Here is a 15,689-nt window from a genome sequence, read left to right on the forward strand (position 1 = left end):
CTGGAGCTCTACTGCCGCGACGACGCACTCGAGCGCGCGGTGCTGCAGATTTTCGAACCGCCGCGCTTTTTCGAGAAGTTCCTCGAGGGCAAGCACTACAGCGAGCAGCCGATCATCGCCGCGCGCATCTGCGGTATCTGCCCCATCGCCTACCAGATGACCGGGGTACGGGCGCTGGAGCATGCGCTGGGGCTCGAGCCCGGCGACTGGATCGGGCGCATGCGCCGCGTGCTGCAGTGCGGCGAGTGGCTGCAGAGTCATGCGCTGCATATCCACTTCCTGGCGCTGCCGGACTTTCTCGGCTTCTCCCATATGCTGGAGATGGCGAAGCAGTACCCCGATGAAGTGCGCCGGGGCCTGCGGCTGCAGGCGCTGGGCAACGATCTGATCAGCCTCAGCGGCGCCCGTTCGGTGCATCCGGTGGGGCTCAAGGTCGGCGGCTTCCATCGCGCGCCGGACGCCGGCCTCATCGCGGCGCTAGGTCCGCGCCTCGAAGAAGCGCTGACCGATGCCGAGGCGCTGGTGCGCTGGGCGGCGGCGCTGGAGCTGCCGGACGATCACCAGGCCTTCACCAGCGTGGCGCTGCACCATGACACGGATTATGCGATGAACGAGGGCCGGGTGCTCAGCAGCCGGGGGCTCGATATCGATGCCCGCGATTACCGCCAGCATTTCCAGGAGCATCAGGAGCCCCATACCACGGCGCTTTATTCGCTGCTCGAAGGCGAGCCCTACCTGGTCGGGCCGCTGGCCCGGCAGAACCTGAATTTCGCCCAGCTGCCGGAACGGGTGCGGGTGCTGGCCGACGACTGCGGTCTGCGGTTTCCCAGTGACAACATCTACGACAGTCTCCGGGCTCGGGCGCTGGAGTGCTATTTTGCGGTGTTCGAGGCGCAGCGGCTGCTGACGGATTACCGGACGGCGCCCGCCGCCGTGGCCGACAGCCCGGGGGCCGGCTGGGGCGCCCATTGCACCGAAGCGCCGCGAGGGCTGATCTACCACCACTACGGTCTCGATCAGGAGGGCTTCATCACCGAAGCCTGCATCATTCCGCCGACGAGCCAGAACCAGGCTCATATCGAGGCGAACCTGTTCCGGGGTCTGACCGCGTTCGGCCTCGAACACAGCGACCGGGAACTACAGTTCTTCGCCGAGCGGCTGATCCGCAACTACGATCCCTGCATCTCCTGCTCGGTCCATTTCCTCGATCTGCGCGTGCATCGGGCGTGACGGCACTGACGTCGAAGGCCAACTATACTGGGGGGTGATGTCCGGATTTACCGATTTGGTTCCGGAACGCCGGTGCAAGGGAGCGCTGTCCATTCACTCCAGAGTACCTCGAAAAACCGTAACGAGCGGTTCAGAGGCAAGGCGCACGGCGCGCAGGAACCGCAGTGTATGGTGTATACATGAGGATTCCGAGCACCGCGCAACGCAGCCTATGAGTCGCGCAGTAGGTATTTAGAGATGCTCTCCAGAGCAAAGTGTGCGTCCGATGGTTAATCCACTACTCCCCCAACTGCTCAGCTATCTTCGCCAGCATCCCGATGAGGGGGTGACCGAGTACGAGCTGATGCAGCGTCTGCAACGCCAGCGCCTGTTCGACGATATCGCCGATGACGACCTGCTGGCGTTGTATCGCAAGCACTTCCTGATCATGAATGCGCTCTACGACCTGCAGGATATTCTCTGGCAGGAGGAGCGTCGGGTGCTCGACATTTCGCCGCTGCATATCGAGCTGCACGGCGACAGGGCCGATCCGGCGGATCGCGACAGCGGGCCGGACTGGTATCCGGAACTCAGCGAGTATTATCTCGACTGGTCCTGGTTCGAACAGACCACCGCCTCCGATGTCCGGACGCTGCTGACCGGATTCTGGCAAAGCCTGAAAGACCGCTCCCCGTCGCACTGAAGGGAGCGGTACGACGTCCGTTATTCCGCTGCGGTTCAGGCGGGCGGGTCTCTAATGGGCCAGCCTCAATCCCCGTCTCGAGGAACCGCAACGGATGGAATGGTTTAACCTCCCGCTCGTCATCGCGCTCGTGCTGCTGTCCATCCTCTGGCTGCTGCTGCGCCGGCGACGCCGTCAGGTCGTCGAAGCGCCGGCCTTCCGGCTGGAGTCGGCGCTGCTGAACGACAACGAACTGAATTTCCTTCATGCGCTGGAACAGGCGCTCGGCGACCGGCACCGGGTGCAGTGCAAGGTCGGTCTGGCCGCCGTTGTCGGCCTCAGGCCCGGGCTGGAGTCGCGGCGCTGGCAACAGGCGGCGGACGAGATCTGCGATCGCCAATTCAGCTTTCTCGTCTGTCTGCGCGACAACCTGAAGCCGCTCTGTGCGATCGAACTGGACGACAGCAGTCACCGGCCGGAACCTGATCCGGTGCTGGACCGGGTCTGCAACGATGCGGGGTTGGCGCTGCTGCGCTTCCCGGCCCAGCGCACCTACGTGCCGGCCGAGATCGGGCTGCGGTTCGATCAGCTGTTCGCGCCGGCGGCGGGCTGGACGAGCCCGCCATAGGCGAGCAGGCATCGGAACAGGCGGCGCAGGGACTGCTGGGACCGGCGCGGCCGGCGGAGCCGGAGTGCCCCGAGTGCGGTGCGCCGATGACGAAGCGACAGACCAGGGGCGATTTCCAGGTCGAGCAGGACTTCTGGCTCTGCGGCCTGCCCGAATGTCGCAAGCGCATCCCGCTGGAACGCAACGATCAGAAACAGCCTTCGGCGCTCGACGGCCTGGTGCCCTGAGAGGGTACGGTGCCCTGAAAGGGTATGGTGCCCTGAAAGGGTATGGTGCCCTGAAAGTGTATGGGCCGGAGTGGCAACGCCCGGCCAATGGCAATGCCTGGGTGGCTCAAGTACAATCGGCAGCGGCGGCTTCGTCCTGACTGGGTTCCGAGTCAGCGGGGCTGACGAGGGACGAGCCTCCCGCGCGGCGACCGGACGTACGCCATCCATTCTTGCGCTGATGATCGAAGATCGAGATGAAAAAATACCTATTGCTGTCGTTCCTGCTGCTGCAGAGCCAGACGCTTCAGGCGGGCCTGGTGCAATTATTCAAGGATGAGCAGGGCAGGACCAACTGGCAATACGTGGCCAACTGGTCCAGCGGCATCCTGATCATTCTGCTGTCGATCGCGGTCATCAGCCTGTTCGTATACTGGCGCAAGGCGCACCGCTCGAACCTGGCGCTCAATGCGATCCGCAACGACCTAGAGGTGCGGGTGCAGGATCGCACCGCGTCCCTGAGCGAGACCAACCGGCTGCTGGAGAGGGAGGTGTCCGAGCACCGGGTCACGACACAGCGGCTCGAGGCTTCGGAGTCCTATATCCGCAACATTCTGCGCTCGATGCCGCTGATGCTGGTGGGGCTCGACCGCGACGGCTCGGTGACGCAGTGGAACAAGAAGGCCGAGGACGTCTCCGGCATCGCCGCCGACAAGGCGCTGGGGCGCAACCTCTGGGACCTCTATCCCAGCATCACGGTGTCGCCGAAGCTGATCGAGCAGGCGCTGGAGAAGAACGAGGCGATCACCGTTAAGCAGAGTCAGCCCGGCACCTACCATTTCGATATCACCCTCTACCCGCTGCAGGACCACGAGGCCGGGGTGGTGATCCTGGTCGACGATGTCACCAAGCGGGTCGAAGCCGAGAACATGCTGATCCACCACGACAAGATGTCGTCGATGGGCGAGCTGGCCTCGACCATGGCCCACGATATCAACATCCCGCTGCAGGGGATTCTGCTGGACCTGAGTGCCTTCCAGAATTTCCTCGCCAACAGCAACCTGCTGCAGCAGGATCCGGCACAGAACGACGAAGTCGCCCGACTCGGCGGACTGCTCGCCGACGCCTCGGAGAAGGGGCGCGAGGTCGAGTCGATCATCAACAACCTGCTGCGCTTTGCCCGCGGCCGCACCGACAAGCGTCAGCCGGCCCGCATTCCCGACATTCTTGATCACAGTCTGGAGCTGGCCGGCGATGTCCTGTCGGCCCCGTCGAAGCTGAAGTTCCGCGATATCCGCATCGAGAAACAGTATGAAGATGACCTGCCGCTGGTGCCCTGCTACGTCACCGAGCTGCAGCAGGCCTTCCTCGGGCTCTTCCGCCATGCCTGCAATGCCCTCGACGGCGTCGAGCGCGAGGGTTTCGTGCCGACCGTCAGGATCCAGGTCAACAAGTGCTACGACGCCATCTGGGTGAAGATCCAGCACAACGGCATCGGCCTGACCGGCGACGAGCAGATGTACCTCTTCGAACCCTACTTCAGCGACCAGACGCCGGACGAAGCCTCGCCGGATACGGCCTACGATGCCGGCAAGCGGCTGTCGTTCTCCTACTACGTGGTCACCGAGCAGCACCAGGGCCATATGGCGGTCACCTCCGACGTCAACGTCGGCACCACCTTCCACATCCAGCTGCAGCTCTGAACCCCGGTCGGCTCTGCCGGCGTGACGGCAGCGCTCAGGTCGGTCCGGTGTTCGAGCGCAGCCGGTTTCGGATCGCGCCGAACCGCTGTTTCAGCAGTTCGTGGCCGCTCACCAGCAGGATGCCGCCGAGTACCAGCAGCGCGCCCAGCAGGAAGCCGGACTCGACCGGCTCGCCCAGCAGCCAAGCGCCGAGGAGCACGCCGAGCAGCGGCGTCAGGAACGAGAAAACGCCGAGCCTCGAGGCCAGGTAGTGCCGCAACAGCCAGAACCAGATCAGGAAGCTGGCGAATGCGACCAGGACCGACTGGAACGCCAGGCTGGTCCATACCAGCGGCGTGGGGTTGAAGGTCGTCTGATCGGAGACGAGCGCAACCAGCAGCAGCAGCACGCAGGCGGTGACCAGCTGATAGAGCAGCGTCTGGGTCGCGGGCAGGTAGGCCAGGCGCGTGATGCGGATGACGACCGTGGTGGCGCCCCAGGCCGCCCCGGCCGCGAGTGCCAGGACGTCGCCCCAGAGCATGCTCGACAGGCCGCCGGCAACCGCCTGCTCATCGCGGCCGAGAAAGGTGGTCGCAATACCGCCGAATGCCAGGGCGATGCCGGTCCACTGCAGCGGCGCCAGCCGTTCCGACGGCAGTTGCCAGTGCAGCCCCAGGGCGGCGAACACCGGCGCCGTATAGAGGAAGACCACCAGGTGCGAGGCGGTGGTGTACTGCACCGCCTGACCGACGAGCAGGAACTCCAGCGCGAACAGGACGCCGGCCAGCAGACCGGGGCGCCAGCTGCCGTCGCCGAAGTCCAGTCGTGAACCGCGCAGCCAGACGAAGGCGCCGACCAGCCCCGCGCTGATGCCGGAGCGCAGCGCGATCTGCAGCACCGGCGAAAAATCCTCGGCCGTCGCCTTGAGAAAGATCTGCTGCAGGCTCCAGGTCAGGCAGAGCACCAGCATCAGGCCGGTGGCCCTGATGTCGAGTGGTTGTCGGTTGTCCATGGCGGCCTCCGGAACGGGAATCGGATCGGAAGGCGATTATGCGCCTGGCGTCTCGTCGATTTATAGTGAATATCCGACAGCCCATAACGATAACCGGTCAGGAGTCGACGATTGCCCCGACAGCCCCGCACGCTGCGCCCGCCGCTGTTCAGCGAGGGTATGCGTCATCAGATCGTGTTCCGCAGCGCCCGGGCACCCGAGGATTCCGCCTATCCGCAACACAGCCATGCCTGGGGCGAGTTCGTCTACGCGTTCAGCGGCGTGATGGAAATTCACATCGGCGAACGCCGCTATCTGGCGCCGTCCCAGTATGGCATCTGGCTGCCGCCCGATGTCGAGCATCAGGGCCTGACCCGCTACGAGGCCGTGCACTGCTCGCTCTATGTCGCTCCGCCGCTGTGCAACGGCATGCCGGCCGACCCCTGCGCCCTGACGGTCAGCCCGCTGGTGCGGGCGCTGCTCGAGCACCTGCGTCAGCAGCCGCCCGCCAGCGAGCCCGGGGCGGAGGAGCGGCGTCTGCTGCAGGTACTGCTCGACCAGCTCGGCAGCGCCACCTGCGCCGGCAGCTACCTGCCGGCCTCCGACGACCCGCTGCTCGGGCCGGTACTCAGGATGCTCGAAGCGAACCCCGGCGACAGCCGCTCCTCGCCGAGCTGGCGCAGAGCGTTCACAGCACCGAACGCACTTTGCTGCGCCGCTGCCAGCGCGACCTCGGCATGTCGCTCGCCGAATGGCGCCAGCGCCTGCGTGTGGTCAGGGCGATGCCGCGGCTTGAAGCCGGCGACACCGTCGAGAACATCGCCCACGACCTCGGCTACAGCACCGCCTCGTCCTTTATCGCCATGTTTCGTCGTCTGATGGGCGTCACGCCCGATGATTACCGGCGGGGGCAGGCGCATCGATCGAGGCCTGAGCCGTGGGGGATCGGGACATCCGGGCCCGGGGGAGCAGCCGTTTCGGCAGGAGCTGGCGGAGGTGGCGCGGCGGTTGGCGCACGAAGGACAGGCGTAACGCCCCCGCGCGAGTCTTTCAGCAGTCGGGTCCGGTGGCGGCGGTCCCCGGCCAACTTCCGGTCGGGCCGCCCGTGATAGGCCGCGCCGAATGGTCCACACTGGTACAGGATTCAATAAGAATATGGAGACCAGGATGGCTAAGGATCCTCTACCCCGGACGATTCATGCGCCCGAGTTTATCTCGGGCGACGCCCTGCAGATTGCGACCTACCAGGTGCTGCAGCAGGATGGCACCGTCATTCCCGGCGCCGTGGTGCCTGAGCTGGACGAGACGGAAGCCCGGAAGATCTACCGTGCCATGGTGTTCACTCGGGTACTGGATGAGCGCATGCTGGCGGCGCAACGCCAGGGGCGCGTTAGTTTCTATCTGCAGTCCACCGGCGAGGAGGCGACTACCGTCGGCTTTGCCGCGGCGCTCGACGCGGCCGACATGATCATGGCCCAGTACCGGGAGCAGGGGGCGCTGGCCTACCGCGGCTTCAGCGTGGACGAGTTCATGAACCAGCTGTTCGGCAACGACCTGGATTACGGCAAGGGGCGGCAGATGCCGATCCATTACGGTTCCCGCGACCTGTACTACATGACCATCTCGTCGCCGCTGGCGACGCAGATTCCGCAGGCGACCGGTTACGCCTATGGCCAGAAGCTGACCGGCGAAAAGCGCTGCACGGTCACGGTATTCGGCGAGGGCGCCGCGTCCGAGGGTGACTTCCACGCGGCCCTGAACATGGCTTCGGTGCTGCGGGTGCCGGTGATTTTCCTCTGTCGCAACAACGGCTATGCGATCTCGACGCCGGCCTGCGAACAGTTCGCCGCCGACGGCGTGGCGCCGCGCGCGGTGGGCTACGGCATGCGCGCCATCCGCGTTGATGGCAACGATCTGCTGGCGGTCTACAAGACGATGCAGGAGGCGCGCAAGCTGGCCGTCGAGCACAACGAACCGGTGCTGGTGGAGGCGATGAGCTACCGTCTGGCCGCCCATTCCTCGTCGGACGACCCGTCCGGCTACCGCAACAAGGCGGAAGAGGACAAGTGGCGCGCCAAGGATCCGATCCTGCGCCTGAAGAACTGGCTGCTGGCCCAGGGCTGGTGGGACGAAACGGCGGAAAAACAGCTCTATGACGAGCTACGCCAGCAGGTGCTGGAGGCGATGAAACGCGCCCAGCAGCGCCCGGCCCCCGCTCGAGACGCTGATTACCGACGTCTACGACCGGCCGACGGCCCTGCTCGAGGAACAGCTGGAGGCACTCCGGCGCCATGTCGCCAAGTACCCCCAGACTTATCCGAAAAGCGCCGGGGGCTGAACATGGCTAACATGAACCTGTTGCAGGCGGTCAACAACGCCCTGGATATCGCCATGGCGAGCGACGACAAGGTGGTATGCTTCGGCGAAGACGTCGGGGTCTTCGGAGGCGTGTTCCGGGCCACCAGCCATCTGCAGGAAAAATACGGCCGGGCACGCTGCTTCAATACGCCGCTGGTGGAGCAGGGCATCATCGGCTTCGCCAACGGCCTGGCGGCCCAGGGGGCGGTGCCGGTGGCCGAGATCCAGTTCGCCGACTACATCTTTCCCGCCTTCGACCAGATCGTCAACGAGGCCGCCAAGTTCCGCTACCGCTCCGGCAACCTCTTCGATGTCGGCGGCCTGACCATCCGCACGCCCTACGGCGGCGGCATCGCCGGCGGTCTCTACCATTCCCAGTCGCCGGAGGCGTATTTCGCCCACACGCCGGGCCTCAATATCGTCGTGCCGCGCAATCCCCACCAGGCCAAGGGACTGCTGCTGGCGGCGATCCGCGATCCCAACCCGGTGCTGTTCTTCGAGCCGAAGCGGATCTACCGGGCGTCGGTCGGCGAGGTGCCGGAAGAAGACTACGAGCTGCCTCTGGGGCAGGCCGAAGTCCTCAGGGAGGGCGAGGACATCAGCCTGCTGGCCTGGGGTGCCCAGATGGAGTTCGTGGAAAAGGCGGCGGCGCTGGCGGAAAAGGAGGGTATCTCCTGCGAGGTGATCGACCTGCGCAGCATCCTGCCCTGGGACATCGACACCGTGGCCCGGTCGGTGATGAAAACCGGACGCCTGCTGATTAGCCACGAAGCGCCCCTGACCGGCGGCTTTGCCGGCGAGATCGCCGCCACGATACAGGAGCGCTGCTTCCTTAATCTCGAATCGCCCATATGCCGGGTCACCGGCCTCGATACGCCTTTCCCGCTGGTGCTGGAAAAGGAATACCTGCCGGATCACCTCAAGATCTTCGAGGCGATCAAGAACAGCATTCATTTTTAGCGGAGGGAGCCATGATCAAAGACTTTGTGCTGCCCGATATCGGGGAAGGGATCGTCGAATGCGAGCTGGTCGAATGGCTGATCAATGAAGGCGATGTGATCGCTGAAGACCAGCCGGTCGCCGATGTGATGACCGACAAGGCGCTGGTGCAGATCCCGTCGCCCTTCGGTGGGCGGGTGGTGCGCCTGCACTACAAGGAAGGCGAGATCGCCAAGGTGCATTCGCCGCTGTTCACGGTGGAGCTGGAGCCGGACAGTGCAGCCGCAGCGGAGCCGGTCGAGGGCGCTGCGGAACCGCCTGCTTCAGCCACGCCCGCGGCGCCCAGCGTCGCCGAATCGCCGCCCGCCAGCGGGGCGCCCGAGGCCAGCCCGCCGGCGCCGGAAGAGCCGGGCAAACCCTGGCGCCGCGGCAAGGTGCTGGCCGGGCCGGCCGTGCGTCGCCTGGGGCGTGAATACGGGCTGGACCTGACCCGGGTACCGGGCAGCGGCAAGGACGGACGCATTCTGAAGGAGGATGTGTTGCGCTATCGCGAGGACCTGACGGCGTCGACCGCCGCCGCCTCACCCCGGGCTGCCGTCGAAGCGGAGCAGCAATCGAGGGGCGAGGTGCGGGTCGAGCCGATTCGTGGTATCAGGGCCGCCATGGCGAAACGGATGGTCGAGGCGGTAGCGGGCATCCCCCACTTCACCTACGGCGACGAAGTGGAGATGGGCGCGCTGCTGACGCTGCGTGCCCAGCTGAAACCGAAAGCGGAACAGCAGGGCGTGCGCCTGACCCTGATGCCGTTCTTCATGAAGGCGCTGGCGCTGGCGATACAGCAGTTCCCGATCCTGAACAGCCGGGTCAACGACGACTGTACCGAGCTGCATTATCAGCCGAGCTGCAATATCGGCATGGCGGTGGACTCCAGGATCGGGCTGCTGGTGCCGAACGTCAAGGGCGTGGAGCGCCTGAGCATCCTGGCGATCGCCCGCGAGGTGCAGCGTCTGACCGAGGCCGCTCGCGCCGGGCAACTGAAGCAGGAGGATCTGCAGGATGGCACGATCAGCCTCTCGAATATCGGTGCGCTGGGCGGAACCTATATGGTGCCGGTGGTCAGCAAGCCCGAGGTGGCGATCGTGGCGCTGGGCAAGACCCGACCCCTGCCGCGTTTCGATGCCGACGGCCAGGTGGTGGCCAGCCAGATCATGAACATCAGCTGGTCCGGCGATCATCGCGTGCTCGACGGTGCCACCATGGCCCGTTTCAGCAACCTCTGGAAAAGCTATCTCGAGGATCCGGCCTCGATGCTGCTGGAGCTGGCCTGAGGCCGATGCCGGGCGATGCCCGTCGCCCGGCATCCGGTGTAAGCTGTATATTCAGGATTCATTCCGGATCGAGCCATGGCCCAGGAGACACTGCAACAGTTCTACATACCGGAAGAGCAGTCGATCTACCTGCTCAGCCACGACGACGCCAAGAAGCTCAAGGACTGGTTCAGGCTCTGCGAGGCGCAGCTCGAGCAGCTTGGCTATCGGGATATCGAGCTGATCGGCAAGGGCGCCTTCGGCTTCGTATTCGCGGGTGTATCGGCCTGGGGCGAGTCCCTGGTGTTCAAGTTCTCCCGCATCACCCTGCCTGCGCACTACAAGGAGCGTCTGGAGGAGGAGGCCTTCATGCTCGGGCTGGTGGAGCACTCCCATGTCCCGCGGCTGATTGCCTTTCAAGCGATGCGCGGGCAGCCGATCCTGGCGATGGAGCGGGCCCGGGGCCGCGACCTGGAGCAGCTGTCGCTCGAATGGGGGCCGCTGTCGCCGCGGCGGGTGGTGCGGATCGCGGCACAGTTGGCGGATATCCTGCAGACATTGCGCCACCACCCCGGCAAGCCGATCGTCCACGGCGACATCAAACCCTCCAATATCGTCTTTGACCCGGACAGCGAAAGGGTGGCGCTGATCGACTGGGGGTCGTCGGTCTTCGCGCAGCTGGACGAGCACAATCAGCCGGTGGCCAGCAGCGTCATGGAGCTGATGTCGGACAGCATGCAGCAGACCAACGCCCGGCTCGGCGATGTCTATTTTATCGGTGAGGCCCAGCTCAACGGCGGCCTGTCCTCGCCCCGGTTCGACGAGGAAGGGCTGGCCGGCACCCTCTATGCGCTGGCGTCCGGACAGTCCTGTCGCTTTGGCCACAAAGCCATTCCGCCGACCTCGCTGGGGCTGCCGGTGGAGTTCGCCCGGGTGCTGGAGGCGATGCTGGCGCCCGATCCGGCCCTACGCGCGCGTGCCGGCGACTACTTCCTCGCCGAAATGCCCCGCATGGCCCGGATCGTCATGGAAGATCTGCCGGTCGCGTCGCCGGCGCCGCTGGTGCCGGTCTGGCTGCGGCCGGGGAACCGGGACATCGACACCGTGGTGTACAGCTCGCGCAAGTCCTTCCTGCGGGAAGAGGGGGCGCACGAGGTGCTGCAGGCACTCGACGAAGCGCCGCTGGATCGCTACTACAAGGACTTCCTGCAGGGCATGGGCGATACCGAGAAGGCTTTTCTGGCCGCGGTCAGCCGCCTGGGCAAGTATCCGGTGGTCGGAGGGTTGGCGGTGCGCTGGGAGGCCAGCGGCGTCTATATCGATTCGAGTCTGAACCTGCACGACGAACACCTGCGCGCCTCCTTCACTGCTTCGGTCAACAACATGGTGAACCTGGCACGGGCCATCAACCGGAGTGGGATTTTCAAAAGCTGCCTGTTCGATGCCCGGGATACGCTGCATATCGACCGTGCCGATCAGGATCAGCCGTTTACCGCCCCGGCAGGAATGGCGCTGCCCTACGAGGTCAGCGCGGCGCCGGACATCGAAGATCAGGCCCGGCTGCACTCCTATTTCGAGGACGGGCGCGATCCCGACGAGTATCTCGACCTGCCGCGCCGGATCATGGAGATACTCGCCCAGCTCAATCGCATCCATCATACCGGGCTGATCATTTTCGAGAGCCTGCCGACCCACCTGAAAATACACAGCTACTACCGGCTGCTGGATCCGGAGCGTGAAGCCGAGTTCGGCGACTGCCTGGACAGGATCCTGCAAAGCCTTCCGCTGATAAAAGGGCTGGGGGTGTCGGGCTTCATGAAAATGCCCTACAAGGACACCCGCTTCTTCAGCCACATCGAGCGCCTGCCGGAAAAATACTATCCCCGGGATCCCCGCAAATTTCGGCTTTGATGCGCGGGGCGTCGACGACCCTACGGCCTCGGGCCTCGAAAACCAGTCAACAGTTCGTGGCCGGCGAGGATGGCCGCGAGCTGGCGAATTATGCCCTGGCATCGAGCGCGATCGCTGTCGATGCCGCTCCGGGACGCTTTCGCCGCAACATGCCGAATCCGATTCCGGTGGTTGTCCTGGGCCGGCTGGCCGTGGATCAAGCCCTGCAGGGCAAGGGCTTCGGTCGCGCCCTGGTGCGGGATGCCGGACTGCGCGTCATCCGGGCGGCAGACACCATTGGTATTCGCGGTATGATCGTGCACGCCCTGTCGGACGAGGCGAAGGCTCTATAGGAGCGAATCGGCTTCGAGCCGTCACCGATCGATCCGATGATGCTGATGGTCACGCTGGCCGACTTGAAGGGCGCAAGCCTTCTCACCTGACCTTCACATGTGAAAGTCCGTATGACGAAATCAACACTTCCATCTAGAGCGAAACCGGTGCCGAGGCCCCAGGACATCGATGCCTGAAATAGCAATACAGGGTTATCCGGAAGTCGATCTTTAACCTTACCCTTCGAAGCCGTGGAAGGCGGCGAACTCCGAGACCGGCGCGCGCGGCGTTTCGAGACCGTTCTCGGGCGCATCGCCATCTTCGTAACCCAGCGCGATACCGCAGACCAGGATATCCTCGTCGGGCAGCGGCAGGTGCCGGCGTACCACCTGGTGGAAATTGGCGAAGGCGGCCTGGGCGCAGCTGTGCAGGCCCTGGCCGCGGGCGGCCAGCAGGATGTTCTGGATGAACATGCCGAGGTCGATGTAGCTGCCGGTATTGAGGCGCCGGTCCAGACCGATCAGCAGCCCTACCGGGGCATCGAAAAACTGGAAATTGCGCAGCATCTGGATATTGCGCGCCTCGGTATCGTCGCGGGCGATGCCGAGCTGGTGATACAGCGAAAAGCCGACCTCGCGGCGGCGACCGCGGTACGGCTCGAACCAATCGTCCGGATAGTAGGCGTACTCGGGCGCGTGCGTACCGGCGTCGTGCTGCGCGGCAGTCAGGATGTCCCGGCACAGCGCGTCCTTGATCTCGCCGGCCACCACCTGCACATGCCAGGGCTGTACGTTGTTGCCGCTCGGCGCGCGGGCGGCCAGCTCAAGAATATGCTCGATCGTGGCGCGTGGGATGGCGTCGGGGCGAAAGCGCCGCACCGATTTGCGGCTGCGGATGGCGTTGTCGATATGCATGGCTGTTTCCTATTGGGGGGCGGGTTTCTCGGTCGGTTCCAGCGAGATTCCGGCAAGCGTGCCCTGCAGTTTGTTGAGGAAGTGCAGCAGGCTGACGCTGTCGTCGAAACTGAAACCGTCCAGCCCCTGGGCGTAGAAGTCGTGGATGCGCGACTGCAGGCTGTTCCAGAAGTCTCGGCCGGTCATCGTCATCTGCACCAGGCGGGCGCGTCGGTCGTCGGGGTGTGGTACGCGCAGCACGTGGCCGTCGCGCTCCATCCGCTTCAGTACCCCGTCGAGATTCTGGCGGCTGACCACCAGGTATTCGGTCAGCTCGTTGAACGAGATGCCGTCTTCGTAGCCCTCCCGTGACAGCGCGCCCAGTACCGCCCACTGCACGGTGCTGATCCCCATCTCCTTCTGCACCTGGCGCTGCAGCACGTTGCCGGTCTGGAAGAGGCGAAAGAAGAGGCGGTTGGGGATGTCGCCGCTGGTCTGCTGGGTCATCTGGAGTCCTTGTCTGTACGGTGGCGTTGCAGGTGACCGCCGGCGCCCGCACCGCCAGGGGTGGTTCAGGGGCGGGTGGCTTCCCGGGCGATGATATTCTTCATGATCTGGGCCGTGCCGTCACCTATTTGCAGCCCCAGCACATCGCGCAGCCGCTGCGCCATCGGAAAATCCTCGTCGTAGCCCGTGTGGCCGTGGGCCAGCAGGCACTGCTTGACGACGTCGAATGCGAGCTTGGGCGCCCACCACTTGTTCATCGCCGCTTCGCTGTTGTGGGGCAGGCCGTTGTCCTTGAGCCACAGCGAATAGTAGCACTGTAGCCGGGCGGCGCCGACGTAGGTCTGCAGCTCGGCCAGCGGGTGCGTCAGACCCTGGAAGGCGGAGAGTGGCTGGTTGAAGGCGTGGCGCTCGTTGAGCCACTGCCGGTCTCGTCCAGCGCCTGCTGGGCCAGGGCCAGCACTGCAGGCCGATCAGCGCGCGGCTGTAGTCGAAGCCCTGCATCACCTGCTTGAAGCCGCTGTTTTCGTCGCCGAGCAGGTGGCTGGCTGGAATCTCCACCGAGTCGAAGAAGATCGAGCCGCGCCCGATGGCGTGCTGTCCGAGGTCCTTGAAGCGTGTGGTGCTGATGCCGGGCAGATCCATCGGCACCAGAAAGGCGCTGATACCGCCGGCGCGGGACTCCTGGCTGCCGGTGCGGGCGAAGACCACAGCGACGTCGGCCTGATCGGCGATCGAGATCGAGGTCTTTTCGCCATTGAGCACGTAGACATCGCCACGCCGCTCCGCCTTCAGACGCAGACTGGCGGCGTCGGAGCCGCCATGGGGCTCGGTCAGCGCGATGCAGACCAGCTTGCGGCCGGCGGTGATCTCGGGCAGCCACTCGCGCGCCAGTTCGGGCCGTGCGAAGTTGGCGATGATCTGGCCGTTGAGCGAGCACAGCAGCGGCAGGTAGCCGACGTTGAAGTCGCCGCGGGCGATTTCTTCGATGATCAGGCCGCTGGTGACGCAGTCCAGGCCGCTGCCGCCGAACTGCTCCGGCAGCTCGCCGCCGAGCAGGCCCCTCCCGCCGAGCTGCTCGGCGACCTCGCGTTCGATGCGGCCTTCGCGCTCGCGCTCGGCGTAGCGGGGTGCCAGCACTTCGCGGCTGAAGCGGGCCACCATTTCCCGGATCGCGTTTTGTTCTTCGGTAAATGCAAAATTCATCTCGGCCTCCAGGGCGTTCGCGCCGGGCGGGTAGGCCCGGCGCGATCGATTATTTGTAGAACTTGCGGAATTCCGGCTTGCGCTTTTCCTTGAAGGCGTTGACGCCCTCCTGCGACTCAGCCGTGTTGTAGTAGAGACTCAATGCCTGCATGCCCAGGGCGCCGATGCCGCCGATGTTGTCGCTGTCGGCATTGAAGGAGCGCTTGGCGATGGCCAGCGCCGTCGGACTCTTTTCGAGAATCTCGTCACACCAGGCACGCACCTCGGCGTCGAGATGGTCGTGCGGCACCACGGCATTGCACAGGCCCCAGTCCAGTGCCTGCTGGGCGCTGTAGCGGCGGCACAGGTACCAGATCTCGCGGGCGCGCTTCTCGCCGATGACGCGGGCCATGTAGGCGGTACCGAAGCCCGGGTCGACCGAGCCGACCTTGGGGCCGACCTGGCCGAACTGGGCCTTGTTGGAGGCAATGGTGAGATCGCAGACCAGTGCCAGCACGTGGCCGCCGCCGACCGCGAAGCCCTGCACCCGGGCGATGACGGGTTTGGGCACTTCGCGAATGAGGCGCTGCAGCTCCTCGACCGGCAACCCGATCAGACCGCGGCCGTCATACTGGCCCTCGTGGGCGCCCTGGTCGCCGCCGGTGCAGAACGCCTTGTCGCCGGCACCGGTCAGGACGATGACGCCGATCTCCTTGTTCCAGCCGGCGCGGTGGAAGGCGTCGAGCAGTTCCATGCAGGTCTGGCCGCGGAAGGCGTTGTAGCGCTCCGGACGGTTGATGGTGATGGTGGCGACGCCATTGTCTTCGCTGTAGAGGATATCTTCGTATTGCATATGTCTGTCTCCTGGGGCTGTGGATAAGT

At 65.1% G+C, this 15,689-nt stretch carries 15 protein-coding genes and 3 pseudogenes; 12 read left to right on the top strand and 6 right to left on the bottom strand.

Going from position 1 to position 15,689, the window contains the following annotated elements; translation table 11 throughout:
- The first annotated feature begins 39 nt into the window (after nt 1–39).
- From ACFQDL_RS16345 to ACFQDL_RS16365, 5 genes are all read left to right on the top strand, one after another.
- The gene (locus ACFQDL_RS16345; RefSeq protein ID WP_379909967.1) at nt 40–1,230 is read left to right on the top strand and encodes a Ni/Fe hydrogenase subunit alpha; all 1,191 of its coding nucleotides are present in this window, start codon (nt 40–42) and stop codon (nt 1,228–1,230) included.
- A gap of 265 nt (nt 1,231–1,495) precedes the next feature.
- Entirely contained in the window at nt 1,496–1,912 is a 417-nt protein-coding gene (locus tag ACFQDL_RS16350) for a DNA-J related domain-containing protein (protein ID WP_379909968.1), read from the top strand.
- A 94-nt stretch (nt 1,913–2,006) separates the two neighbouring features.
- A complete protein-coding gene (locus ACFQDL_RS16355) occupies nt 2,007–2,519 on the top strand; it encodes a DUF2726 domain-containing protein (RefSeq protein WP_379909969.1) in 513 nt (170 codons plus the stop codon).
- Nucleotides 2,520–2,605: 86 nt separating this feature from the next.
- The gene (locus ACFQDL_RS16360; protein WP_379909970.1) at nt 2,606–2,746 is read left to right on the top strand and encodes a hypothetical protein; all 141 of its coding nucleotides are present in this window, start codon (nt 2,606–2,608) and stop codon (nt 2,744–2,746) included.
- Between the two features lie 236 nt (nt 2,747–2,982).
- Nucleotides 2,983–4,428 carry a two-component system sensor histidine kinase NtrB gene (locus ACFQDL_RS16365; protein ID WP_379909971.1) on the top strand — a complete coding sequence of 482 codons (1,446 nt, stop codon included), beginning with the start codon at nt 2,983–2,985 and terminating at the stop codon, nt 4,426–4,428.
- A 34-nt stretch (nt 4,429–4,462) separates the two neighbouring features.
- Here the strand turns inward: ACFQDL_RS16365 and ACFQDL_RS16370 are convergent, their stop codons facing one another.
- Nucleotides 4,463–5,419 carry a DMT family transporter gene (locus ACFQDL_RS16370; protein ID WP_379909972.1) on the bottom strand — a complete coding sequence of 319 codons (957 nt, stop codon included), beginning with the start codon at nt 5,417–5,419 and terminating at the stop codon, nt 4,463–4,465.
- A 159-nt stretch (nt 5,420–5,578) separates the two neighbouring features.
- Here ACFQDL_RS16370 and ACFQDL_RS16375 point away from each other — a divergent pair.
- The 7 genes and pseudogenes from ACFQDL_RS16375 to ACFQDL_RS16405 all read left to right on the top strand — a co-directional run.
- Nucleotides 5,579–5,920, top strand: a pseudogene (locus tag ACFQDL_RS16375) (AraC family ligand binding domain-containing protein); the annotation flags it as partial.
- A complete protein-coding gene (locus ACFQDL_RS16380) occupies nt 5,818–6,507 on the top strand; it encodes a helix-turn-helix domain-containing protein (RefSeq protein ID WP_379913128.1) in 690 nt (229 codons plus the stop codon). The pseudogene ACFQDL_RS16375 and the gene ACFQDL_RS16380, both read left to right, overlap by 103 nt.
- Nucleotides 6,508–6,565: 58 nt before the next feature.
- A pseudogene (locus ACFQDL_RS16385) lies at nt 6,566–7,736 on the top strand (thiamine pyrophosphate-dependent dehydrogenase E1 component subunit alpha).
- Between the two features lie 2 nt (nt 7,737–7,738).
- Entirely contained in the window at nt 7,739–8,716 is a 978-nt protein-coding gene (locus ACFQDL_RS16390) for an alpha-ketoacid dehydrogenase subunit beta (RefSeq protein ID WP_379909973.1), read from the top strand.
- An 11-nt stretch (nt 8,717–8,727) separates the two neighbouring features.
- Entirely contained in the window at nt 8,728–10,023 is a 1,296-nt protein-coding gene (locus ACFQDL_RS16395) for a 2-oxo acid dehydrogenase subunit E2 (RefSeq protein WP_379909974.1), read from the top strand.
- Nucleotides 10,024–10,098: 75 nt separating this feature from the next.
- Nucleotides 10,099–11,913 (top strand): protein kinase domain-containing protein, encoded by a 1,815-nt coding sequence (locus tag ACFQDL_RS16400; protein WP_379909975.1) that lies wholly within the window; start codon nt 10,099–10,101, stop codon nt 11,911–11,913.
- Nucleotides 11,914–11,969: 56 nt separating this feature from the next.
- A complete protein-coding gene (locus tag ACFQDL_RS16405) occupies nt 11,970–12,245 on the top strand; it encodes a hypothetical protein (protein WP_379909976.1) in 276 nt (91 codons plus the stop codon).
- Between the two features lie 216 nt (nt 12,246–12,461).
- Here ACFQDL_RS16405 and ACFQDL_RS16410 read toward each other — a convergent pair whose 3' ends face one another.
- The 5 genes and pseudogenes from ACFQDL_RS16410 to ACFQDL_RS16430 form a co-directional block, all read right to left on the bottom strand.
- Nucleotides 12,462–13,139 (bottom strand): nitroreductase, encoded by a 678-nt coding sequence (locus tag ACFQDL_RS16410; protein ID WP_379909977.1) that lies wholly within the window; start codon nt 13,137–13,139, stop codon nt 12,462–12,464.
- Between the two features lie 9 nt (nt 13,140–13,148).
- Nucleotides 13,149–13,625 carry a MarR family winged helix-turn-helix transcriptional regulator gene (locus ACFQDL_RS16415; RefSeq protein ID WP_379909978.1) on the bottom strand — a complete coding sequence of 159 codons (477 nt, stop codon included), beginning with the start codon at nt 13,623–13,625 and terminating at the stop codon, nt 13,149–13,151.
- 65 nt (nt 13,626–13,690) lie between these two features.
- Complete coding sequence (locus ACFQDL_RS16420; RefSeq protein ID WP_379913130.1) at nt 13,691–13,993, bottom strand: acyl-CoA dehydrogenase family protein; 303 nt, start codon at nt 13,991–13,993, stop codon at nt 13,691–13,693.
- A 247-nt stretch (nt 13,994–14,240) separates the two neighbouring features.
- Nucleotides 14,241–14,828: pseudogene (locus ACFQDL_RS16425) on the bottom strand (acyl-CoA dehydrogenase family protein); the annotation flags it as partial.
- 49 nt (nt 14,829–14,877) lie between these two features.
- A complete protein-coding gene (locus tag ACFQDL_RS16430) occupies nt 14,878–15,660 on the bottom strand; it encodes an enoyl-CoA hydratase-related protein (RefSeq protein WP_379909979.1) in 783 nt (260 codons plus the stop codon).
- Nucleotides 15,661–15,689 lie beyond the last annotated feature (29 nt).

Origin of the sequence: Marinobacterium aestuariivivens (assembly GCF_042661465.1) — a bacterium.
Lineage (GTDB): Bacteria > Pseudomonadota > Gammaproteobacteria > Pseudomonadales > Balneatricaceae > Marinobacterium_A > Marinobacterium_A aestuariivivens.